This window comes from Paludisphaera rhizosphaerae, assembly GCF_011065895.1.
GTDB classification, from domain to species: domain Bacteria; phylum Planctomycetota; class Planctomycetia; order Isosphaerales; family Isosphaeraceae; genus Paludisphaera; species Paludisphaera rhizosphaerae.
On sequence record NZ_JAALCR010000022.1, the window covers coordinates 56,685 to 75,812 of the forward strand.

The window sequence follows — 19,128 nt, forward strand, 5'->3', positions numbered from 1 at the left end:
CAAAGCGTTGCGTGCGAGGCGGGACCGAGGAGTGAAGGACATGGACGTCGCGCTCTACTTATCGGAAGCCTCGTTTTGGACGTCGGAGCGGTCCTCTGAGCCGTTCGGTCGCACGCCCTTTACGCCGGTCGCCTCCTGGCTGGTCGATGCTGCACGGCCGCGTTGGCTCGTTCAGTTGGGGCTTCGAGAACCTGGCGTCTACTTTGCCCTCTGCGACGCCGTGCGGCGATTGGGGCTCGATGCTCGTTGCGCAGTCGTGGACATCGTCCCCGACGACGAAGGCCAGTCGTTCGCTCAGGCTTCGCTCAAGCGGATACGCGGGGCGCATGACCGCAACTACTCCGCCGTTTCGCGACGCCTTCAGCTTCAGACGGACGAGTGCGTCGACGCCTTCGACGACGCTACGATCGACGTGCTTCATCTGGCGACCTCCGAGGACGCCGAAGCCTTCCTGTCGGCCTTCGACGCCTGGCGGCCGAAGCTCTCCGATCGCGCTGTCCTGATTCTGCCCCGGACGTGCGTCTCGGGTCGCTCCGGAGGCGCGGATGCGTTTCGGAAGCTTGCGGCGCGGCATCCTTCGTTCGAGTTCACCCACGGCGAGGGGTTGGGCTTGATCGCTGTGGGCTCGATGATCCCCCGACGGCTTCAGGCTCTCTTTGACGCCGATGCGATTCCGGCCCGTCGCAACATCATTCGGTCGATCTACGCCCGTCTGGGGGCCGCAGCCGCCCCGAGGGACGAGGCCGACTCGATCCTGGCGATCCGTGATTCCGAAACCGAGGCGATGACCGGCGGCGACGCCGCAGCGGTCGTGGCGCTCCGTGAGCAGCTTTACATGCTTCGGGACGAGTTGGCCGCTGTCGACGACCGCCGCCAGACCGTCGCCCTGGAACGAGACGCCCTGGCGCGCATGGAGCCCGAACTGCGTCGCGACCTGGACTTTCACAAGGACCGGCACGAGGCCTATCGGACGCTTCTGACGGAAACCCAAAGGCGACTGAATGAACTCCAGGCGAGCCCGGTCCTGGCGACCGTCGATCGGCTTCGGCAGGCTCGCCGACGATACTTCCCCGAAACTCGCTTGCATGGCCGTTGTCTGAGACTTACGCTCCGTTTCGTTCGAACGGCGGCGACCGATGGACTACGCCCGGCCCTTGGTCGGGTGTCTCGGCGTTTCCAGAGCAAGGCCCGGAAGTCGCTGGGACTGACGCCTCCGCCTGCGCCACCGGTCGAGACCGCCCCGATCTCCGAGGACGCGCAGCCGCTTGCGACCACGCCCTTCGAGAGCCTCCCCTGGCGATGGACCGGCGAGGAGTCGCGCGACGGGACAGCACGAGCGCGGGCCTCTTTCAAGATCCTCTTGGTGTCACACTCGGCCTGCCGCACGGGGGCTCCGCTCTGCTTGCTGAGGCTGTGTGAGGAACTCTCGAAACTCCCCGACTTCGAGTGCTGGATGGTTCTCAAGACCGGCGGCGAGTTGGAGGACGAGTTTGCGAAGGTCGCCCCGACGCTCCACGTAGGTGACCTGGTCCATGCGGGCCTCTGCCCCTGGAGCGACACCCCGTGGGCGGTGGCGTCACGGTTTCGAGAGTACGCGCCGGACGGGATCGCCGTTTGCAATACGATGGCCGTGAGCCATTTTCACGAAGCCCTGGCCGCCGCCGGCGTTCCGGTTTTCTCCTGGATTCACGAGCTGCCGACGTTCATCGACATCCTCGGAGGCGACGAGGCCATCGCCCGAATCAAGGCGGCCAGTCGACGAACGATCGTCCCGGCCGACGTGGTTCGGGACTCGCTCGTCTCGGGATTCGGGATCGATCGTGAGCGGGTCCAGACGGTCCGTTACGGTCTCGACGCCCGGACGCCGGACGTCTCACGCGAGGAAGCGCGCCGAGCCGTGCGCGCTGAACTCGGACTCCCCGACGACGCCCGGATCGTCCTCGGCTGCGGAACGATCGACCTCCGCAAGGGCGCGGATGTCTTCGTGCAGGTCGGCGTGAAGTATCTCGCGGAGGCTGAGCCGGGAGAGAATACCTGGTTCGTGTGGTTCGGGAAGGTGGTCGACAAGAACTTCGCCCGCTGGATCCAGCACGACGCCGAAATCGTCGGGGTGGCGGATCGGGTCGTCTTCGCCGGCGTCCGCGAGGACCTCACGCCGTACCTCTGCGCGGCCGACCTCTTCCTGCTGACCTCGCGCGAAGACCCCTGTCCCTTCGCCAACCTCGAAGCGATGGAGGCGGCGCTCCCGGTCGTTGCGTTCGAGAATTCCGGCGGCGCGCCCGAGGTGCTCGGCGGCGGCGGCGTGGTCGTCCCGTACGTTGACGTGATCGCCATGGCTCAGGCGGTCCGCAAGCTCCTTTCCGATCCGAACGGCCTTCTGGAGATGGGGCGTCAGGGACGCGACCTCATCCGTGGGCAGTTCACCTGGCCTCGGTTCATGGGCGAGTTCCTGGGGATTCTTCAGTCCCACTTCGGCTATCGTCCGAGACCCGAACTCAAGGTGTCGGTGATCGTCCCGAACTACCGCCACGCCCCGTTCCTGGAGGAGCGACTCCGCAGCGTCTTCGATCAGACCGTACGGCCTCACGAGATCATCTTCCTGGACGACGCCTCACCCGACGACAGCGTCGAGGTGGCTCGTCGGCTCGCGCCCTTGGCGCCTGTCCCGATGCGGATCGTCGTGAATGAGAAGAACAGCGGCAGCACCTTCCGCCAGTGGCTCAAGGGAATGGAACTGGCGACCGGCGATCTAATCTGGTTCGCCGAATCCGACGACTCCGCGCATCCCCGGTTTCTCGAGAAGCTGATTCCAGAGTTCCACGACCCCGAGGTCGTGCTGGCCTATTCTCAGTCCGCGCTGATCGGCCCTCGGGGAGAGCGTTGGGCGTCTGATTTCCTGGGCCATACCGACGACCTCAACCCCGGCCGCTGGCGCTCCCGCTACAAGGCGAGCGGCGCTGAGGAGGCTGAAGTCGGGCTGAGTCAGAAGAACACGATTCCCAACGCCAGCGCCGTCCTCTTCCGCAAGCCCGCTCAGATCGATTTCGCCGAGGAACTCTCGGGGATGCGGTTCGCGGGCGACTGGTTGTTCTACGGCCTGATTCTCCGAGGCGGTAAGATCGCGTTCGTCCCGGAATCACTCAACCGCTATCGAAGACACGACCAGACGGTCTCGTTCGAGTCGCTCAAGGCGGACACCCACGCGGAAGAGACGCTCTACGCCAAGTTCCGCATTTTCGAGACGTTCGACGTCTCGTTGAATGCGATGACTCGCAGCCTCGGACAGACCCTATTCGAATACGACTTCCTGACCGAGAACTTCGGTCTCAAGCGTCCGCCGCTCTCCGCCAACGTTCGGGCTGCTGGTCCGCTGGCGAAGATCGTCGCCCGGATGCGTGGGAAGCTCGGCTCGCCCGAGGGCCAGAGAGTCCTGCTGGTGGCCGACGGCCGCGAGACGGGGACGGCCGCCGCCACGACCGCCGATCTGGCGAATGCCCTGGCCGTCGATCATCAGGTCTTCGTCTGCTGCGCCTGGCCGTCGCCTGCGAACGCCGCACTCGCATCGCTGCTGGACGACGGGGTAGCCCTCCTTGAGGGAACTCTGGGCGTTACTCCCTGGTCAGCCGCCCCCGAAGATCCTGTCGCGTCGGCCAGCCGCCTCCGCGAGACGATCCTTCAGGAACTCATCCGCATTCACCAGATCGAGGTGATCCACTCGCGCAGCGATTCGGCCGATCGGCTCGTCGCGCAGGTGGCCGCTGGTTTGAACGTCCCCTGGTTCGTTCATATGAATCCCGGTCGAGACGGCTGGATGAACGATTGGCCGGTCGCCGACCGGATCTCGGGCGTCTTCTACGAAGATCCGTCGGCCCTGTCGGTGTCTGAGACTCGGCCCGAGCTGGCCTCCAAACGTTGGATCCGCCTCCATCCAGCATTTGGAATGGAGACCTCGGCGTTCCCAGCTTCGCCGAAGATCATCCGCCGCGACGGCGAGTTTCTCGTCTATCTGATCGCCGACGACCCCGCGGAAGCCATGGCCGCTGTACGCATCGTCAATCGACTCGGTGCGGCCGAGCTCGGCGGGCGCCGCGTGCGACTCGTCATGACGGGGCCTCCGATCGAGGAGGCGGATCGTGCGACGGCCGTCGCGGTGCCGCATGGCGATCCTCGGGGGCTGATGAGCCAGTGCGATGCGGCTCTCGCGCCCCAGGCGAACCCTGGTCCTGAGGCCCTGGGGCTGGCCGCGCTGGCGTTCTCGTGCCGCTTGCCGATCATCGCTCCCGAAGGAGGGGTGATCCACGAGCTTGCCACGTTGGACGGGCTTACCGCTGGGATCGCCGCGAAATTGGACGGTCGTGCGAGCCTCGACGCCCACCGTATGGCCGCGGCCATCCTCCGGTATCTCGGAGACGCCGACCTGTACGATGCCCATTGCGACCTGGCCGGGGCCGTGTCCGACGCAAACTTCCGAATCGAGCGTGCGGCCGCCGTCTGCTCCGAGGCTTACGCGCACGCTCGCGATTTCGTGGTCTTCCGCCGCGATGGTCGACCGACGATCGCACCGCCCGAGCAGGCGCGAGGGGCCTCGCGAGGAACCGCCTGACAGGGGGGCCACGAAGTCGCCGCTGGCTCTCGAACGCTCGCTCTCGTAGTTTGAAAGACCGGGAGAGCGAGCGTTGGGGAACCGTCGATGCCTCGAATTCGATTCCGGTTGTGGTATCTGGCGATCGCCGTCGGTCTGGCGGCGATGGTCGCCGCCTTGATCCGGAACGAGCTTGACCACGACCGGAACGCCGTTCGGGATCCCGCCTGCCGCTCCCGTGCCCTTTCACTGTATTGCCAGTTGCTCGTGTACGTTAGGTCGCATGGTCGACCTCCGCCGCTGGTTGCGTTGGACGTTGAGGGAACCCCGGCCCATAGCTGGCGAGCACTCGTTTGGGCTGAGGGCCACCCGGAGTTTCTCGTCCATTACGACTTCCGCCTCCCCTGGAGGAGCGAGTCGAACCTTGGCGCGGCGACCTCGGCGGTCAGCGATTTCGCTTGCGAGAACTCGCAGGCGGTGCCGTTTCGGTACACCAACTTCGTCGCCCTCGTCGACGGTGGTCTTTCCTCGCTGGATTTCGTTGGCGCGGGGACGCCTGATGGCGAGGCTCGGATCGTCTTGATCGAGGCGCCTGATTCGAAGATTCGATGGACTGAGCCTCGGGACGTCAGTCCGGCGGATATCGCAAAGTTCTCGGACGTCGCCGAACCGGGCGGCTATGCCGTAGCGCTCTCCGACGGGACTGTGAAGCGATTCACTCGCGAAGAGATCCTGCAACGCTGGGCGCGGGCGAAGAGGGCGGCGGGCGCAACAAAAAACCCCAGCCGATGATCGGCCGGGGTTCGTTTGAGCTTGTCAAGAAGTGATTGGAATCAAGCTTCTTTCTTGACGACCCAGAGGTCCTGGTGATACCACCACTCGGCCTGGCGGTAGTCGACGATCGGAGCGCCGACGTTCTTGTAGACCGTGGGGATCACGTAGCTCGGCAGGCTGAGGGTCAGGCCGTACTCCGCCACGTCCAGGTCGTGCTGTTCGCTGCGAGCCTGGAACCAGAAGCCCTCCTCGTCGGCGTCGTCGACGGTGATCTGGAGGCCCTGGCAGCTCTTCACGCCGTGGGTGGTGAAGAGCAGGCATCCGCCGGGATTCAAAGCGCCGTAGAGGGCCTTGATCCATCGGCCGAAGGTCGTCTTCGGCATGTGCGAGAAGAATGAGAGCGCGAAGATCGCGTCGTACTTCTCGGGCGTCGTGAAGTCCTCGGGCGTGTGGGCTGACTGCAGCGCCTTGACGCCGATCTTGTTCGTGAGGAACTCGATCGCCTCGGGGTGGATGTCGCAGCTCGTCAGGTCGATCCGCGGGTTCTTCTTGAGGTGCCGCGAGACGCAGCCGTAGCCGGAGGCGAACTCCAGCAGCTTGACCTGCTTGTCGGCGCCGAAGTGCCGCGTGAAGTGGCCGTCGAGCTTCGAAGCCGAGCGGGCGCCGTCCTCGAAGTAGTACTTGGTGGCGTCCTCAAGGGACATCTCTGGGTGGGTGGCCACGAACCAGAAGATGTAGTCCTTGGGATGAACGGCGTCCGTCACCTGCTCCTTGTCGGCCCACTGCTTGTTGAAGCGGAGGGTCTCCTCAGAGAGGGCGCCGCCGTTGGGAGGCACCGGGACGCCGGGAGGCTTCGGCTTGGCCGCTTCGGCGAGCTGGGCCTCGCTCTTCACGCCGCCCACGTTCACGACGGTCGAGACCGCCTCGCCCTGCTTGGGGCGGAAGAGCATCGTGTACTGGCCCAGCGCGTTGCCGAGGCGGACCAGGCATTCCATCCCAGCGTCGTCGCACATCTCAACGAAGTAGTCCGGATCGATGTCGATGCGGACCTCGTCGCCCGAGTAACGGGTGCCCGGCGCGGGGTTGATGTGGATCGACGGAAGGAACATGCCGGCGGGGCTGAGGGCTCGCCGCACCTCGCGGAGGTAATGCCGCGCGTCATGCTCGAAGAGGTGGGTGAACAGCGAGATCCCGAACGCCAGGTCGACCGAACCGGTCGAGACCGGGAAGACCACCTCGCTCGGCTTGATCTTCCCCTCGGGGTTGTAGCAGGAGAGGAGGTCGAAGTGGTGGAATTCAAACTTCGGCCCGATCCGCGGCGAGAGCATCTGCTTGCAGAACTCGATGCTCTCTGGGATGACGTCGAACCCGACGTACTTCTTGAGGTGGGGGTGGTGGGCGAAGCAGCGGGCCATCTTGCCCGTTCCGCAGCCGATGTCCAGCATCACGGAGTTGGGCCGGAGCCAGCGGCTCAGCAGGATCTGCCAGGCGTCGCTGCTGAGGAGATAACCCGCCATCGTCGGGCTGCCCACCGACGCACGCCCGACCGAACCGGGGATCGGCGGGACGAAGTTCGCGACGTGCTCGCTCCCCAGGAAGAACGGCTCCGCCGATTCGAACATCGCCTGTTCCTTCTGGAACTGGGCGATCTGCATGTTCAGCCAGGAGATCTCCATCTCCAGGGCCTGGACTTTCGCGGAGGCCCCTGAGCCTTCGCCGGCAAGGCCGACGGGAGTCGTCTTGGGGAAGAACATGCTCAGGATGTTCCGGCGGGGCGGGGCGGTCGCATCGGGGGTCGCCATATGGGCTCTCTGCCTTTCTTGCTCGGGACCGGATGGGGCGGATGAGCGCCGCCCTGTCCCGATGTGCCGCGAAGTGGGAGGGCGGAATGGCGCGGGATTATAGTCTTGGGTCGGTATCCGGCAAGACGGGAATCGGCCCTGGCGAAGCCTCGCCGACCTGACTTGACCCCCGTGCGGGACTGCTGTAAACCTTCCACGACAGACCTCTTCGTCGATTTCTTTTTCGAAGGCTCCGCCAGGACGGCGGGGACCTCGAAACGCCAAGCCTTGATCTCACGGAGGAGATGATGTCCCAGGACCGTTCCGCCGACGTCATCGTGCCCGTCACGCTCGGCGGCCCCGCGATGCTGGGACGCCTCTGCGCGATCCTCGAATGCAGCGGACCGGCCTTGGGGCGGTTGCTGGTCGTTGACGACGGCTGCGGCGACCGTGTTCTCGCGCCCGGACTTGCGGAACTCGCCGAGGCCGACGGCCGGCTGCAGATCGTGCGCTGCCCCCGAGGCTTGACCTGGGCCGACTACGCCAATCGCGGCCTCACCGAACGGCGAGGCGACGTCGTCCTGCTGGCGCCTGATGCTCGACCCTTGCAACATTGGATTGAGCCGTTGGCTGAAGCGGCTCACTCCGAGGAGCGCGTCGCGCTCGCTTCACCGCTGACCAACGGCGATGGACTGGCGTTCGACGAGGCCGTCGACGAGGCCCGTCTCAGGAAAGTCGCCTCCGGGATGCCGGAGTTCCTTCCCGTCGCCCGCTCCGGTCTGACCGCCAACTTCCTCCGCGGCGACGTTCTTGACGCAGTAGGGCTTCTCGATGCGTCGATCGCGTCGCCTCGGGCGGCCCTCGACGACTGGCTGATGCGGGCCTGCGCCTTGGGCTTCTTCGCCAAACGCGCCTCCCGCTCGCTCGTGTTGCGAGACGTGCCTACACGAGATCGAGACGAGTCCGCGGACGAGGCGTCGATGGACGAGGTCTCGCTGTTGGATCGACATGTTTATCTGAAAGATCAGGTGCAACGGCACTCCGGGTCGCTCGACGCTTCAGTCGCCGCGCATGCGGCGGTGGTCGAATCCTCGGGGAGGATCAACGTCGCCGTCGACCTTCGCCATCTCCCGCTTGAGATGAACGGCACGAAGATGTACGCCTGGAGCCTCGTCCGCGCGCTGGCCGCCCGATCCGACGTCGATCTGACGTTGCTGGCCGTCCACCCGCTTCAGGCCGACGGTCTGGAAGGCCGGTTGGTTTCGCCCGACGAGTGGGCCGACGACGTCGCGATCATCCACAAGCCTGCCCAGATCTTCGACCGGACTCACGCCAAACTGCTCGTCGAATCGCGGGCCCACGTCGTGCTGACGTACCAGGATATGATCGCCTATCGAATGGCTCACGTCTTCGAAAACGAGGCGGCGCACAACGAGTATCGGCAAACGAGTCGTCTGACGCTGCTGGCCGTTCAGGCGATCCTCACGTACTCGGAGAACACGGCGCGGGAGGTTGAGGCCGAGTTCGGCGTCGATCGCGAGTTGATCCACCCGATCTTCCTCGGCGTGGACATCGACGATTTCTCGACCCCGGCCACTGAGGCGGAGACCGTTGAGACCCTGACGAACGTCGGGCTGCCGGGGCGGTTCTTTCTCTGTCTCGCGTCGGACTATCCACACAAGAACATCACCGGTCTGCTCGACGCTTACGCCTTGTTGAGACGCTGGTGGACCGACGGCGAGCCGCCGGCTCTGGCCCTCGTCGGTCGGGCGTCGCGGGTGGTCGCCGCGGCCGAGGACCGCTTCGGCGGACCGATTCCGGGCGTCCACGTTCTGGGGCCGGTCGGACACGACGAGCTTCGGGTACTGTACCAGGAGGCCGACGCCCTGGTCTTCCCCTCGCTCTACGAGGGGTTCGGTCTGCCGCCTCTGGAAGCAATGGCCGCGGGGACTCCTGTGATCGCCATGCCCTTCTCGTCGGTGCCTGAAGTCTGCGGCGACGCCGTGCTCTATTGCGGCGGACTCTCTCCGGTCGATTTGGCCAGGGCGATGCAGCGGTTGGCGGTCGACGACGAACTGCGTCGACATCTCCGCACCGAAGGACGACGTCGATCTCGCGAGCTCTCGTGGGAGAAGACGGCGGTGCAGACCGTCGAGGTCTATCGAAAGGTCCTGCTGAATCCGTCGAGCCGCTCGCTCCTCGCTCGCCGAAGTCTCAGCGAGGCCATCGCGCATTGGTCCCAACCGTACGTTCCCCCCGCCGCCGCTGCTGCCGTGCAGCCGAGCGAAGCGCCGGAGGACACGGCTGAGATCGAGGTCGCCGAGGAGATCGTTTCGGACGAGAATCTTCAACCCTGCGAGGACATGCTGGACTTGGAACCTTCGTCCCAGATTGAGGTTGACCCTGCGGCTGACCCCGAGGCCGGGTCGGCGTGCGAGGACGAGGTCGATCCCGCACCGATCCATGAAGAAGAACCTGAAACGGCGACGGCCTTGCCGGTCGCGGTCGAACCAGAGCCTGTAACGGTCTCTTCAACGGTCATGGTCGTTAGCGAAGCTCCCGCTCCCTATTTCGAGCCCGAGCCCCTCGGGATCGTCAACGCTTGCCAGGCTCTGAAGAGCGCCGTCCGTAGGCGGATTCGTCGCGATCTCGTTCGGTTCGCCGGCAGGCAGCGATCCCGGCTGGGTCGGGCCAAGCGTCTCACGATTCGATTCATCCAGGTGGTTCGAACCGACGGGCTCTCTGCCGCCGCGGGGAAGGCCGCCCGCAAGGTCAGGAACAAGGCCCGGCACGTCTCCCGCCGCTTTGCGCCGACGCGTCTCCGAGCCGAAGCCGGGTGCCCTTACTTCCAGCCGCCAACGATGCTGGAGCCCTACGAGGCCTGGCGACGAACCAACGGTCACTCGGATTTCCGCGCCGAGCGGCTTCGGGAGCAGGTCGCCCAGATCGGCCGCCCGGTCAAATTCTCGATCCTGGTCCCCGTCTACAACACTCCGGCGCACTTTCTCGCCGCGGCCGTAGAGAGCGTGCTGGCGCAGACCTACCAGCACTGGGAGCTGATTCTCGCGGACGACGCAAGCACGGATGCCGCGACGCTCGGCTATCTTGCCGGTGGGCTGCCGCGCGACCCGCGCGTGATCCTGGTGCGACGCCCCGTCAACGGCAACATCTCGGCCGCGACGAACACCGCCGCGGAGCACGCGACGGGTGATTTCGTCGTCCTCCTCGACCACGACGACGTGCTTGATCCCGAGGCCCTGTCACATTTCGCCCTTCGGATCGATCGCGAGCCGGAAGTCGACTTGCTCTACAGCGACGAAGACAAGCTGGGAGTCGATGGCGTCCGATTCGCCCCGCAATTCAAGCCCGACTGGTCGCCCGAACTGCTTCTGAACTTCTGCTATACCGGCCATCTGACTGCGGTCCGCGCCTCGGTCTATCGCGAGGTCGGCGGCATGCGATTGGGGTTTGAGGGCTCGCAGGACTTCGACTTCTGGCTGCGGGCCTCCGAACGGGCGCGCAAGATCGTGCACGTCCCTCAGGTCCTTTACCACTGGCGAGTTCTTCCGGGGTCCACAGCGGCCAGCGGGCATGAGAAGCCGCACAGCTTCGAGGCCGGCCGTCGCGCCGTCGAGGAGGCCTTCGCCCGTCGAGGCGCGGCCTGCCGCGTCGAGCAGCCGGGATGGGCGCTCGCTGCCGGATGTGGCATTTTCCAGCCCGTCATGCCTGACGACGGCCCCTCGGTCGCCATCGTGATTCCGACGAGGAATCAAAAGAGGCTGCTTCAGAACCTGCTCAAGTCGCTGCTCAAGACGACGTACCACAACTATCGCGTCTACATCATCGACAACGACAGCGACGATCCGGAGACGCTGGCCTTTCTGGCGAAGGTCCCGCATCAGGTTCTGCACATCCCCAACCTCGACGGCAAGTTCAACTACGCGGCCGTCCACAATACGGCCGTCGGCCGCATCGAGGAGGACCTGATCCTCTTCATGAACAACGACATCGAGGTCGTCGAGCCGCGCTGGCTGAGCCAGATGGTCGGTTGGTCGCGACTGCCCGGAATCGGTGCGGTAGGGGCTCGGTTGATGTACGCCGACCGCCGGATCCAGCACGCGGGCGTCACGCATGGCGTCCACGAAGGGATGGCGGGGCACACGTTCAAGCTGCTCCCCTGGTGGGACGGCGGGGAGATGGGGCTGGCTCGAGCGACGCGCGACTGCCTCGCCGTCACCGCGGCCTGCATGTTGACCCCTCGCCGGCTCTTTCAGGCGATGAACGGCTTCGACGAGGTCGACTTCGGGGTCGCGTTCAACGACGCCGATTACGGCTATCGTCTGCATGACGCCGGCTATCGCAGCGTCGTCTGCGCCGAGGCGGAACTGTTCCACCACGAGGGAGCGACGCGAGGCTTCGCCGACGACCCGCGCGAGGAAGCGAACTACCGCCGGATCCACGGTCGACGCCGCGATCCCTACGTCAGCCCGCACTACGACCCGATGGTCGAGGCGTTTACCATCAAGCCGACGGTCGTTCCCGTCGCCGATGCCGATCGGCCGGTGCGGGCGATGGCGTTCAGCCACAACCTGAACTGGGAGGGCGCCTCGCGGTTCGAGCTGGAATTGACCATCGGGCTGAAGCAGGCCGGCGCCATCGATCCCGTGGTGGTCAGCCCCGTCGATGGGCCTCTGCGATACGAATATGAGAAGGCCGGAGTTCCGCTCATCGTCGATCCGTCGCTAGTCTCGATCTTCGGCGGCCAGGCGGCCTATGAGGACTCGCGACGGCGCACCATTGACTTGCTCGCCCGCGAGGGGTGCCGCGTGGTCCACGCGAACACACTCCACGGCTTCTGGGCGGTCGACGCCGCCAGAGAGGCGGGACTGCCGTCGATCTGGAGCATCCACGAGAGCGAGGCCTGGCAGACCTACTTCGACCAGTTCCCGCGCGAGATCGCCACGACCGCCCTGGGCTGCATGGAGTCCCCCTACCGGGTCGTCTTCACGGCGAAGAGTTCCGCCGAGGTCTGGAAGGAACTCGACACGCGGCGCAACTTCGGACTCGTCCGTTACGCCCTCAACATCGAGCGGTTCCACGCCGAACTCGACGGCCACCCTCGCGACGAGGCTCGGGCCGAGTTGGGGCTGGCGGATGACGACGTCTGCTTCCTGCTGCTGGGGACTGTCTGCGATCGGAAGGGCCAGCACGACCTGGTCCACGCTTTCCGAGCCCTCTCGGCCGACGCGGCGACGAAGGTCCGTTGCGTCGTCGTCGGAGCGCGGGACAGCCTTGAGTACAGCCGAGAGTTGAAGCGTCTGGCCGGCATGCTCCCCGAGGATCGGCGATCGCGATTCCAGATCGTTGACGAGACCGGAGCGACCGCCGTTTACTGGCAGGCGGCCGACGTCTTCTGCTGCACGTCGCGCGTTGAGAGTTATCCCCATGTGATTCTGGAGGCTCTCGGCCGCGGTCTACCGATCATCACGACCCCCGTGTTCGGCATTCCGGAGCAGGTCCGCCCAAACGTCAACGGGTTGTTCTACGAGCCCGGGGACTTCCGCCTCTTCGCCCGACACCTGGAAGCTCTGGCCCGTGAACCGGTTCGTCGCCGGGCGATGGCCTCGGCGTCTTCCTGGATCCTGCGAGCCTTGCCGAGCCACAGCGACATGATTGAGCAGTACAGCGGGCTCTTCCGGGCCGCGGCTGAGAGTGCTCCGGACCGGCGGCTGGTAGCCGCCGCGCCGAGTGGACCGACGACCTTGGGCTCCCGCATCTTCCACGGTCCGCATGATCGGGCGAAGCAGGGGCACGCGGTCGGGGCGCGCTATCGTCGGTCGATCGCCCTGGAGGGCTGACGTCTCGCCTTGCGTCCCGCCGTTTCGACGAGGCAAGTTTCCATGAGCGAGATTCCGGCCCCGATGCAGGCGAAACGCCGTCGGTTGAGCCAACGGCACCTGGTCGGCGAGGGCGTCGAAATCGGCGCCCTCCACCACCCGATCGAACTGTCTCGACGAGCGCGAGTTCGCTACGTCGATCGGATGGATGCGACAGCGCTTCGCGCCCACTACTCCGAGTTGGCCGACTACGAATTCGTCCCCGTCGACATCATCGACGACGGAGAGCGTCTGGACACGCTGCCGGACGAGTCGCTCGATTTCCTGGTCGCCAACCATTTCCTGGAACACGCTGAGAACCCGCTAGGAACGATGCGTAGGCATCTGAGCAAGCTTCGCCCGGGCGGGACGCTCTTCTACGGGGTGCCGAACAAGGATTTCAGCTTCGATCGACCACGGCCGCTCACAACCTTCGAACACCTGGCCCGGGACGATGCAGCAGGCCCGGAGGTCTCACGCTCCGAACACTTTCGAGAATGGACGCGCGTCATCGAGCGCGTCGACGGCGCTGAGGCCGTCGAGGCCCGCGCCCGTCTGCTGGAGAGCATCGGCTACAGCATCCACTTCCACGTGTGGGACGCAGCCAGCTTCGCCGACTTCCTCGATCGAGCCTGCGAACATCTCGAGGGCTCGTTCGAGATCCGGGAGTTCTCGCTCAACGATATGGAGCTGATCGCGGTGCTCGGGCGGACCGAGACGGACGCCATCGTCGAACCGTCGCGGTCGCGTCGACGGGCCTCCCGGCCCATGCTCAACCTGGCTTCGAGGCTGGGACATCTACGGGCGCGCCTGGTCGCTCGCTGAGCCTCGCCGCTTGACTCAGAAATGCAAGACGCCGGCCTCCTCGGCTGTGGATTCCGAGGCAGCCGGCGTCTTGCGTATCCATCAATCGAAACGCGCTCAGGAGGAGATGGTGCGGTCGTCTCGTTCAGTCGAGACCTCGGTCTGAGCGACGATCGAGGGGGCGGGCACGGCTGGCTCGCTGGGGTCGAGGCGTTCGCGCTTGCGACCGATGCGGAGCCAGGTCGGCCGATGCGGGGACGAATTCGCATCGGCCGCGGCGTCGGCTTGGCTTGCGGCGGCGGCGCCATCGACGGCGATGTTGACGATCAGCAGGAGGAAGAGGACGAGGCTGGAGGCCAGCGCGGCAGCGGCCGTGATCGTGGAAAGAAACCAGGGCTGGAGGGTCGAGATCCGTTGCAAGGCCTCCATCCCGGTTCGTCCGCCCGAGTAGACCGGCGGCATCTGGATCCACCAGGTCGTCTGCTCGGCGACGATGCTGAGGCCCACGATCATCGTCACGAACCCGACGGCCGCGAAGCGAGACCATCCCATCGCCCCCACGCCGGCGAGGAGGCAGAGCCAGGGAATCGCGGGCGCTGCGTACCATGGACCCGTCGTCGTGATCCCCCAGGCCATGGCCGACTGCAAGGCGTGGTAGAGCAATGCCGCGAAGAAACCGGCGACGACCCCCAGGCAAAGGACCGGGGTCGCGACTGAGTCGACGGTGAGAACCTCACGGCCGAGCTTGATCCCAAACCGCTCCAGTCCTCGACGCCCCAGGTACGTGCCCGCGGCCAGAACCAGGCCCCAGGCCGCTAATTCCACGCAGTAGCGGTGGTAGGTCGCGATGTCCGCGATCGGGAGGACCCACGACCAGTTCCCCTGAATGAAAACGCCCTCGCCGAACAGCCAGCGGGCGTACACCAGCGGGTGGAATTCACTGTAGGCCTTGTACAGATCGTGAAGTCCCCGTCCCTTGGCGCGGTTCTCGATGGCCTCCTGCATCGGAGTGGCCATACCGTAGACGCTGAAGTTGTGCGCAAGGTCGGGGCCCATCAGACAGGCGATCACGCAGGCGATCGCCGCCGCCGATCCGGACGCGACGCCCCAGGAGGGCCGCGTCCGCACCACGCCGATCAGCCATGCCAGTCCCAGCGCCGGGAGAAGTGCGAAATTCGTGGCTTTCATCACGATGGCCAGGCCGGTCAAGAGCGCGGCGAGAGCCGCCTGGCGGACCAACCTGCGGCTGTCGATCGCCATGGAGAGCATCGCCGCCACGGCGGCCACGGAGAAGAGCAGACCGGCCGCGTCATTGGAAACGCGGATCGCGTTCATTACTAGCAGCGGCTGGACCCCGATCATCAGGGCGATCCAGCCGGCCGTGCGGCGATCCGGGACTCGTTGAGCGACCACTCCGAGCGCGATCCAGACGGCCCCCGCGACGAACGCGAGGTTCAGGAGTCGCACCCCGGCGACCGAGGATCGGAGATTGTCCAGGCCGCCGAGGGCCCTGAACAACGGCCCGACCATGATGTAGTACCACCAGGAATGCTGAGCCTGGTAGAGCCGCACGCCGTGATTGGCCGGCACATGCGCCGCGTCGACGCGGCCCTTCTCACGGTCGGGGTTCCAGTACGACTCGTAGGAATGCGGCTTGATCGGCTGGGGGAATTGAACGCGCGCCGATTCGGGCTGGGGGAAATCGCGGTGGATGGCTGCGATCAGGTCGGCGGGAACCTGCGTCTGATTCAAAATCGCCCGCTGACCGGTATCGTGGATGTATCCGATGTAGGCGACGTGCTGATACTCGTCCCAGCCCTCGAACGGCGGGGTCTGGGTGAGTCCCACGACGCCTCGCGCAAGAACCAGCCCGACGACGATGAGGCGCAATCGATTCGAGAGGGACGGACTTCGGAGGTTCCTGGGGGTTTCCACCGTTGATTCCATGACCCGATATGCCTCCTGCACGCGTTTCCTGGCGACTTCCTGTCGCTACGGGCGGATCAACGCCTATTCACCGAATAACCATCGGCATCGGCGCCACGATACTCCAGTCACGCCGTCCCTTTCGAGGAGGGGGGCACGCGGTTTCGTGCTCAAAAGGCCATTTCTCTCGGGCTGTATCGATCGGCCTGGCCGTCGTCTCGATCGCCGAACTCGAGGGCGTTCTATTAGTAATGCAAACGTCCTGGTTCTGGAATCGAGAATCCCCGCGATCAGAGCGGTCGTTCAGCCACTTGGGCTCGAGCACGTACTAGGGTTGAATTGGGTCTCACGAATATGAATTTGATTGACTGACGCTGTTCCGATTGCGAGCAGTCACGGTATCGTGGTGGCTTCGCGGGATCTTGAGGACGACGCCTCCTCCTGATCCAGGTCGAGTGGGCCTGCGGGCCTGAAGCGGTACGGCGTCGCGATGCAAATCGCATTTTGGAGGAAGCAGCATGATTGGCTCCGAATTGGGCAACTGCGGTTTGCGTCCGGTGGGTGGGAAGCGGCGACGGCGGAGAGTCACGCCTCATCTGGAACCCATGGAAGGGCGGCTCTGCCTGTCTGGACTGACTCCTGGGCTCGGAGTCGCCACACCGGTCAACGGCTCGCTGATGTTCGTGATCGACAGTGACGCCAACGGCAGTTCGGACATCTCGCGGCCGTACGGAAGCGACACCGACATCCCGATCTTCGGCGACTTCACCGGCTCGACGCTGACGAACATCGGGATCTATCGTCCGTCAACCGGAACGTGGGCGATCGACACCAAGAACAACGGCTCCGTGGGCCTGGTCGTCTCGTTCGGGGGACCGAACTGGAAGCCGGTGACCGGCGACATCAACGGCGACGGCCGGACCGACCTGGGGCTCTACGATCCAAACACGGGAACGTGGGCCTTCTGCACCGACCTGAGCGGCCGCGTCAATCTGTCGTTCCATTACGGCGGGAGTCGCGGCGACGTTCCGCTGCTGGCCGACTTCAATCACGACGGATTCGACGATCCCGTGATTTACAACGGCGGCAACTGGCTTGTGGATACGAACTCGGACCGGGTCCCCGATCAGACCTATCGCTTCGGCGGCGCGAGCCTCGCCCCCGCCGGCGCTACGCCGCTGGCCTTCGACCTGTACGGCACGCACGACCCGGTTCTTGCTCTGGTCGCCCCCCAGTCGAACGGCCAACTCAACTGGTACATCAACCCGAGCCGCGACGGCAAGAACTACCAGACCTATCGACTCGGCCTGAACGGAAGCACTCCGTACACTGGCTACTTCTCGACGGCGAATTCTCTGTTCGTCAACTCTGCAACGGGGGCGGACGTGGCGGGGGCGGGGTCTTACGGGGCTCCGTTCAAGACCATCACCGCCGCTGTCAACGCCGCGACGCCCGGAACGACGATCCGACTGGCGTCGGGCGGCTATTCCGAGAACGTCATCCTCAACGCCAAGTCGAACCTGAAGATCGTCGGGACCGGGATGTACTCGACGGTCGTCTCCCCGGCGAGCAAGGACGCCTTTCTCGTTTACATGTCGTCGAACATCCACTTCGACGACCTCTGGCTCCGTTCCGCGGGGACCGACGGTCGCGGCATCGTTGCGCTGGGGTCGTCTGTCGTGACGAACCTCATCCGGACCAACGACACTCGCTGGATCGGCCTGCTGGCCGGCGGCGCCAATGGGCAGGTCACGACGGTGACCTCGCGCTACAGCCGGTTCGACGGAATTCAGACGATCTCCGGGGTTTATCTCGACGACGCCGCGATCGGCAGTTTCTACGGGATCTCGGCCTCTGAGATCGGCTTCGCCACGGACTACACCGGCGACGGTGCGGGGCTCGTCGTTCAGGGAACGTCCGTCGCCCGGGTCGACAGGTCGACGTTCTACCACAACCGGGACTGCGGCGTGACGGCCAACACCGGTGGACGGTTGGAGATGAGCAACTCCTACTCCGGGAATCACATCCAGGGGTTCGGCGCGAGCCTGTTCAACAACTCGACCGGCATCTTCAATAACGACACGTTCGCCAACAACGGCGTGACCTTCGGGGCGGTCGGCGGGATGAACGGGATCGAGTTCGCTTACAACTTCACGGGTTGGGGCTTCGTCGCCAACAGCCGCTTCCTGAACAACACGGCGAACGGCGTCTTCATCGAGAGCGCTCCCAACCAGATCCAGATCGTCAACAACTACTTTTCGGGCAACTGGGCTGGAGTCACCGTGTTTGCGGATCAACCCCAGGACATCAACGTCCTGGTGAAGGGGAATACGTTCGCCACGCCGGCGGACGCGACCTATGAGACGTTCGGCGTCACGGCCATCGGGAGCAAGGCCCACATGGTCCTGGGCGGTTCGGGGGCGGACCAGAACACCTTCGACGGCTTCTGGGACTACCGCTTCGTCGGCCTCAACCACGTGGGAGGGTTGCAGAACAAGGAGTTGGGCTGCCCAGACATCACGGTCCTTGGCAACGTCTTCCGGCGCAAGGGGCAGACGATTTCCACCAGCCTCGCCGTTGCTCCCTGCTGATTCTCGCGAGGTCGGCGGGCGGGGATTTACGCCCGCCGGCCTCGGACGATCGCGCGGACGCATTCAATCCGAATCGAAGGCTTCTGACCAGGCGCCACCCGGAATCCGCGCGCGTCCAGGCCGGCCAGCAGGACCTCGCGAACGCTGTCCTTGGATTCGCTTGGCGAGCCGCGATCGAACCACTCGTCGAAGTCCAACTCGAACTCTTCCTCGACGCAGCGGATTTCGGTCAGCCCGGCGGCGGCGAAAAGGTCGACGAGTTGACCGCCGGTCAGGTTGCGCGTGTGGGTGCGGTCGCGGGCGACTTCCAACTCCTGATGCTTTCTGGCACGGGCCGGATCGGGGCTGCAAAGGTGGTCGCAGAGAACGACGAAGCCCCCGGGCCGGACCAACTCGATCTGACGTGCGAGGAAGGCTCGCGGGTCCAGCACATGGTGCAGGACGTATCGCGAGTAGGCTCCGTCGAACGGGCCCAGGGCGGCGATTTCGGGCGAGTGGATTGAAGCCTGGACGAATCGCGCAGCATCCCCAAAAGGGGCGCAGCGAGCTTGCGCCCGCTCGATCATGACAGGGGAGAGGTCGGCGCCGACGACCTGGAAGCCGGCCTTGAGAAAAGCCTCGGCGACAAGGCCTGGTCCGCAGCCTGCATCGAGCAGGCGCGAGCCGGGCGGGAAATCGGCGGCTCGGACGAGGCGTTCGAGAGCGGCTGGATCGCTCTGGACGGGGGCTTTCTCGAACTTGGCCGCCTGATCGTTGAAGGCTCCGGCCAGGTCTTCGTCGTGTCGTTCGCCCAT

At 65.2% G+C, this 19,128-nt stretch carries 8 protein-coding genes; 5 read left to right on the forward strand and 3 right to left on the reverse strand.

The window, feature by feature from the left end:
* Window positions 1-40: 40 nt before the first annotated feature.
* Both G5C50_RS24105 and G5C50_RS24110 read left to right on the forward strand, forming a co-directional pair.
* Window positions 41-4,603, forward strand: a complete 4,563-nt coding sequence (locus G5C50_RS24105) for a glycosyltransferase (protein WP_165073527.1) — start codon at window positions 41-43, stop codon at window positions 4,601-4,603.
* Between the two features lie 87 nt (window positions 4,604-4,690).
* Entirely contained in the window at window positions 4,691-5,374 is a 684-nt protein-coding gene (locus G5C50_RS24110) for a hypothetical protein (protein WP_165073528.1), read from the forward strand.
* Between the two features lie 41 nt (window positions 5,375-5,415).
* Here the strand turns inward: G5C50_RS24110 and G5C50_RS24115 are convergent, their stop codons facing one another.
* Window positions 5,416-7,158: a methyltransferase gene (locus G5C50_RS24115; protein WP_165073529.1), complete on the reverse strand. Its 1,743-nt coding sequence runs from the start codon at window positions 7,156-7,158 to the stop codon at window positions 5,416-5,418.
* 287 nt (window positions 7,159-7,445) lie between these two features.
* On the opposite strand from G5C50_RS24115, the gene G5C50_RS24120 reads away from it, so the two are divergent.
* Window positions 7,446-12,995, forward strand: a complete 5,550-nt coding sequence (locus G5C50_RS24120) for a glycosyltransferase (RefSeq protein ID WP_165073530.1) — start codon at window positions 7,446-7,448, stop codon at window positions 12,993-12,995.
* 42 nt (window positions 12,996-13,037) lie between these two features.
* Window positions 13,038-13,838: a class I SAM-dependent methyltransferase gene (locus G5C50_RS24125; protein ID WP_165073531.1), complete on the forward strand. Its 801-nt coding sequence runs from the start codon at window positions 13,038-13,040 to the stop codon at window positions 13,836-13,838.
* A gap of 96 nt (window positions 13,839-13,934) precedes the next feature.
* On the opposite strand, the gene G5C50_RS24130 is transcribed toward G5C50_RS24125, so the two are convergent.
* Window positions 13,935-15,764 carry a hypothetical protein gene (locus G5C50_RS24130; protein WP_165073532.1) on the reverse strand — a complete coding sequence of 610 codons (1,830 nt, stop codon included), beginning with the start codon at window positions 15,762-15,764 and terminating at the stop codon, window positions 13,935-13,937.
* A 497-nt stretch (window positions 15,765-16,261) separates the two neighbouring features.
* On the opposite strand from G5C50_RS24130, the gene G5C50_RS24135 reads away from it, so the two are divergent.
* Entirely contained in the window at window positions 16,262-18,334 is a 2,073-nt protein-coding gene (locus tag G5C50_RS24135) for a right-handed parallel beta-helix repeat-containing protein (protein ID WP_165073533.1), read from the forward strand.
* A 26-nt stretch (window positions 18,335-18,360) separates the two neighbouring features.
* Here the strand turns inward: G5C50_RS24135 and G5C50_RS24140 are convergent, their stop codons facing one another.
* Entirely contained in the window at window positions 18,361-19,128 is a 768-nt protein-coding gene (locus G5C50_RS24140; protein ID WP_165073534.1) for a class I SAM-dependent methyltransferase, read from the reverse strand.

What these genes read in the sequence shown, in the direction of transcription:
- G5C50_RS24110 (WP_165073528.1), top strand. Translation starts at nt 4,691, where the DNA reads ATGCCTCGAATTCGATTCCGGTTGTGGTATCTGGCGATCGCCGTCGGT.
- G5C50_RS24140 (WP_165073534.1), bottom strand. Translation starts at nt 19,128, where the DNA reads ATGGGCGAACGACACGACGAAGACCTGGCCGGAGCCTTCAACGATCAG.
- G5C50_RS24115 (WP_165073529.1), bottom strand. Translation starts at nt 7,158, where the DNA reads ATGGCGACCCCCGATGCGACCGCCCCGCCCCGCCGGAACATCCTGAGC.
- G5C50_RS24135 (WP_165073533.1), top strand. Translation starts at nt 16,262, where the DNA reads ATGATTGGCTCCGAATTGGGCAACTGCGGTTTGCGTCCGGTGGGTGGG.
- G5C50_RS24125 (WP_165073531.1), top strand. Translation starts at nt 13,038, where the DNA reads ATGAGCGAGATTCCGGCCCCGATGCAGGCGAAACGCCGTCGGTTGAGC.
- G5C50_RS24130 (WP_165073532.1), bottom strand. Translation starts at nt 15,764, where the DNA reads ATGGAATCAACGGTGGAAACCCCCAGGAACCTCCGAAGTCCGTCCCTC.
- G5C50_RS24105 (WP_165073527.1), top strand. Translation starts at nt 41, where the DNA reads ATGGACGTCGCGCTCTACTTATCGGAAGCCTCGTTTTGGACGTCGGAG.
- G5C50_RS24120 (WP_165073530.1), top strand. Translation starts at nt 7,446, where the DNA reads ATGTCCCAGGACCGTTCCGCCGACGTCATCGTGCCCGTCACGCTCGGC.